The following is a 3,055-nucleotide window of genomic DNA, read 5'->3' on the forward strand; positions in this document are numbered from 1 at the left end:
CAATGAATTCAAACAGATAATTGGAGTTCAACTCCAGGCCTCGGCGATGGAGGACAATATCAAACCACACGAGGCGTTGACTTTGTTCGGATCTTTTTACAGGCAGTCTCTCGATGCCGATTACCTGCTGGAGATGGTCGGTTTAAAGGAAAAAGCCAATGACTATTACAGCAAACTCTCGGGTGGTCAGAAACAGAGACTCTCGCTTGCGATCGCCCTCGTTAACGATCCTCGGATGGTGTTTTTGGATGAACCTTCCACCGGACTTGACGCGCAGGCGCGACGTTCAATCGGTGAGATCATCAAACGCTTGAAAACCGAAAACCGGACCGTGCTTTTGACAACCCACTATATTGAAGAAGCAGAGAACCTGTGCGATCGAGTGGCAATAATCGATCACGGTAAAATTATCGCACTGGGCACTCCCTCCGAGCTGATAAGTAAATCGAAGATGTCGCACCGGATTCAATTTAAAACCAGAGATGAACTCAGCCAGTCGACGCGAGATGAGCTGTCCGGAAAATTCGGAGAAATCGAGCAGGTTAACGGTATGATGGTGCTGAAATCGGACAAGGCCGGTAAACCATTAGTCGAGCTGATCAAGATGCTCGAGGCAGAGGGTAATGAACTCACCGAGCTTTTGCTCCAGAGGCCGACACTCGAAGATGTTTTCATCGAATTGACCGGAAGGAGAATTCGAGATTGAAACAGTTTTTGAGCTTCACGCTGATCTATATCAAGCTCCTTTTCCGCAGTAAGGAAGCGGTGCTGTGGAATCTCGCTTTTCCGTTGTTTATGTTCGTGCTCTATGTCACGCTGTTTTCCGGGATATACCCTGAACAGATTTCTACCGGCCGTGCTGTTTCCGACAATCTGGCCAAGATTTTGACTATTGCGATCATGTCGGGCGGATTGTTCTCGGTCGGTCTGCATGTGGCCGTGATGAAAGAGAAGGGGATACTCAGGCGTTACAAGGTCGCTCCGGTCAGGGCGGTGACTACCGTACTGGGAACGGTTTTCACTCATACGACTTTGATGTTGATCAATGTTATCTTGCTGACGTCGCTGGCTATTCTGGTCTACAAAGCGGAAATACTGGGCGGTTTTCTGGAATACATACTAACCATAATAATCGGAATAGTCGTATTCGGAAGCCTCGGACTGTGTGTGGCAGGTTTATCCAAAACCAATCAATCGGCTGTCGGGATCGCCAATATACTCTTTATGCCGATGATGTTTCTGTCGGGTACCACTATCCCGGACATGTTGTTTCCGGACTGGCTGACGAAGGTTGCAGGTTTTCTGCCGTCTACTCATCTTTATAAAATGATCCAGGGTATTGTTTTTATGGGTGACTCGCTTGCCGGAGTCGGAACTAACATTCTGGTACTGATGGCTTACGGTTTAGTGTTCGTTATTGTAGCCAGTTTCCTCTCGCGCTGGAATTAGTCCTCTTTTAATTCGTCAATTTTTGCCGCCATGATGAAGTCATTTTCCGACAAACCGTCGATAGCGTGGGTCCAGATCTCGAATTCGACTTTGTTGTAATGTACACAGAAATCGGGATGATGGCCCTCAGCTTCGGCCAGATCAGCTACGCGGTTTAAAAACTCCATCGCTTTAATGAAATTCTTGAACTTGTATTCACGGTACAAGTGCCCGTTTTTGACAGTCCACCCGGGAATCGCTTTTAGCATCTCAACGGTTTTTTGCCGATCATAAGCCGGGACTCCGCCCTCGCAGGGAACACACTTTTTATCTTTCAAATCCATATAATCCTCCTTTTTAAGTTATCGCTTTTTTAAAACAGGACAGGGTTATTGATTGTTCGCAAAAATAAAAAAGCCGGCCTGTAAAAGACCGGCTTTTTCATGAAATTCGATTTTACATCATTATCGTTTCTTCGCGTGCCGCGCCGGTGGAGATAATTTTCGCCTTGCATCCGACATAGTCTTCGATAAACTTGATATATTCTTTGGTTTGGGCGGGAAGCTGTTCGAAGCTGGTCATGCCCTTGATAGAGCTTTTCCAGCCCGGCAGGGTTTCATAGACAGGCTCGACTTTGTCGAGGTTGGCTATCAGGAAATCACTATTTTCTTCGGGTAGCTTATATCGAGTACAGACTTTGATCTCATCCAGCTCATCGAGCACGTCGAGCTTGGTGATCGCAAGCCCTGTCAGGCCGTTGATCCGTGCGGAGTATTTCAACAGCACCAGATCGAGCCACCCGGTCCTGCGTGATCTTCCAGTTGACGCGCCGAATTCTTTTCCGACGACGCGGAGTTGTTCGCCAATGTCGTTATTCTGTTCGGTTGGAAAAGGTCCGTTTCCAACCCGGGTTTGATAAGCCTTGACAATCCCGATAACCTCGCCGACATAGGCTGGCGGTACTCCCAGGCCGGTCAGTGCGCCGGCAACTGTTGTGTTGGAGGAGGTGACGTAGGGAAATGTACCGTAGTCTATATCCAGAAGCGTTCCCTGTGCGCCTTCGAACAGGATCGACCTGCCCTCGCGGTGAGCTTTCTCGACATAGATAGGGGCATCTACTACCATCGCTTTGATCTCCCGGCCGAATTCGAACAGGCGCTCATGCAGGTTCTCCATTTGAACGAAATCACCTTCGCCATACTTTGCGATGATCTCTTTTTTCAAAAGCCAGTTGGTTTCGAGTTTATCCCGCAGGACATCGGGAAAGTACAGATCGTAGACACGGATTCCCACGCGTGAATATTTGTCGGTGTAGGTAGGTCCGATTCCCCGCAGTGTCGTGCCGATCGATTTCTTACCACGGCAGTCTTCGAGCATCTTTTCGGTCCATTTATGATACGGCATTACCAGATGCGACAACCCTGAGATGAACAGCCTGCGTCGTGCTTCGATACCGCGGTTTTCGAGACCGTCGATTTCATCGGCAAGTCGCCACAGGTCAGTTACCACGCCGTTGCCAATCAGGCAGGCTTTGTCTGGATGAAGGATTCCCGAGGGTATCAGATGCAGGATATACTCCTGATCATCGATTATGACGGTATGGCCGGCGTTTGCGCCTCCCTGCGAG

Annotated in this window: 4 protein-coding genes; 2 read left to right on the plus strand and 2 right to left on the minus strand. The window is 48.8% G+C overall.

Annotated features, from left to right (window positions below; translation table 11 throughout):
• Positions 1-706 (plus strand): ATP-binding cassette domain-containing protein (locus GF404_01400; protein ID MBD3380829.1); only part of this gene is annotated, 706 nt, incomplete at its 5' end.
• Complete coding sequence (locus tag GF404_01405) at positions 679-1,449, plus strand: hypothetical protein (protein MBD3380830.1); 771 nt, start codon at positions 679-681, stop codon at positions 1,447-1,449. The genes GF404_01400 and GF404_01405, both read left to right, overlap by 28 nt.
• Here GF404_01405 and GF404_01410 read toward each other — a convergent pair.
• Both GF404_01410 and GF404_01415 read right to left on the minus strand, forming a co-directional pair.
• Positions 1,446-1,772, minus strand: coding sequence for a 4a-hydroxytetrahydrobiopterin dehydratase (locus GF404_01410; GenBank protein MBD3380831.1), 327 nt, complete (start codon positions 1,770-1,772; stop codon positions 1,446-1,448). The genes GF404_01405 and GF404_01410 overlap by 4 nt on opposite strands.
• A gap of 112 nt (positions 1,773-1,884) precedes the next feature.
• A partial coding sequence (locus tag GF404_01415) for an adenylosuccinate synthase (GenBank protein MBD3380832.1) occupies positions 1,885-3,055 on the minus strand: 1,171 nt, incomplete at its 5' end.

It is taken from the genome of Candidatus Zixiibacteriota bacterium, from assembly GCA_014728145.1.
Lineage (GTDB): Bacteria > Zixibacteria > MSB-5A5 > JAABVY01 > JAABVY01 > WJMC01.

Coding starts and splice junctions, on each gene's coding strand:
- GF404_01410 (MBD3380831.1), bottom strand. CDS start 1,772: ATGGATTTGAAAGATAAAAAGTGTGTTCCCTGCGAGGGCGGAGTCCCG.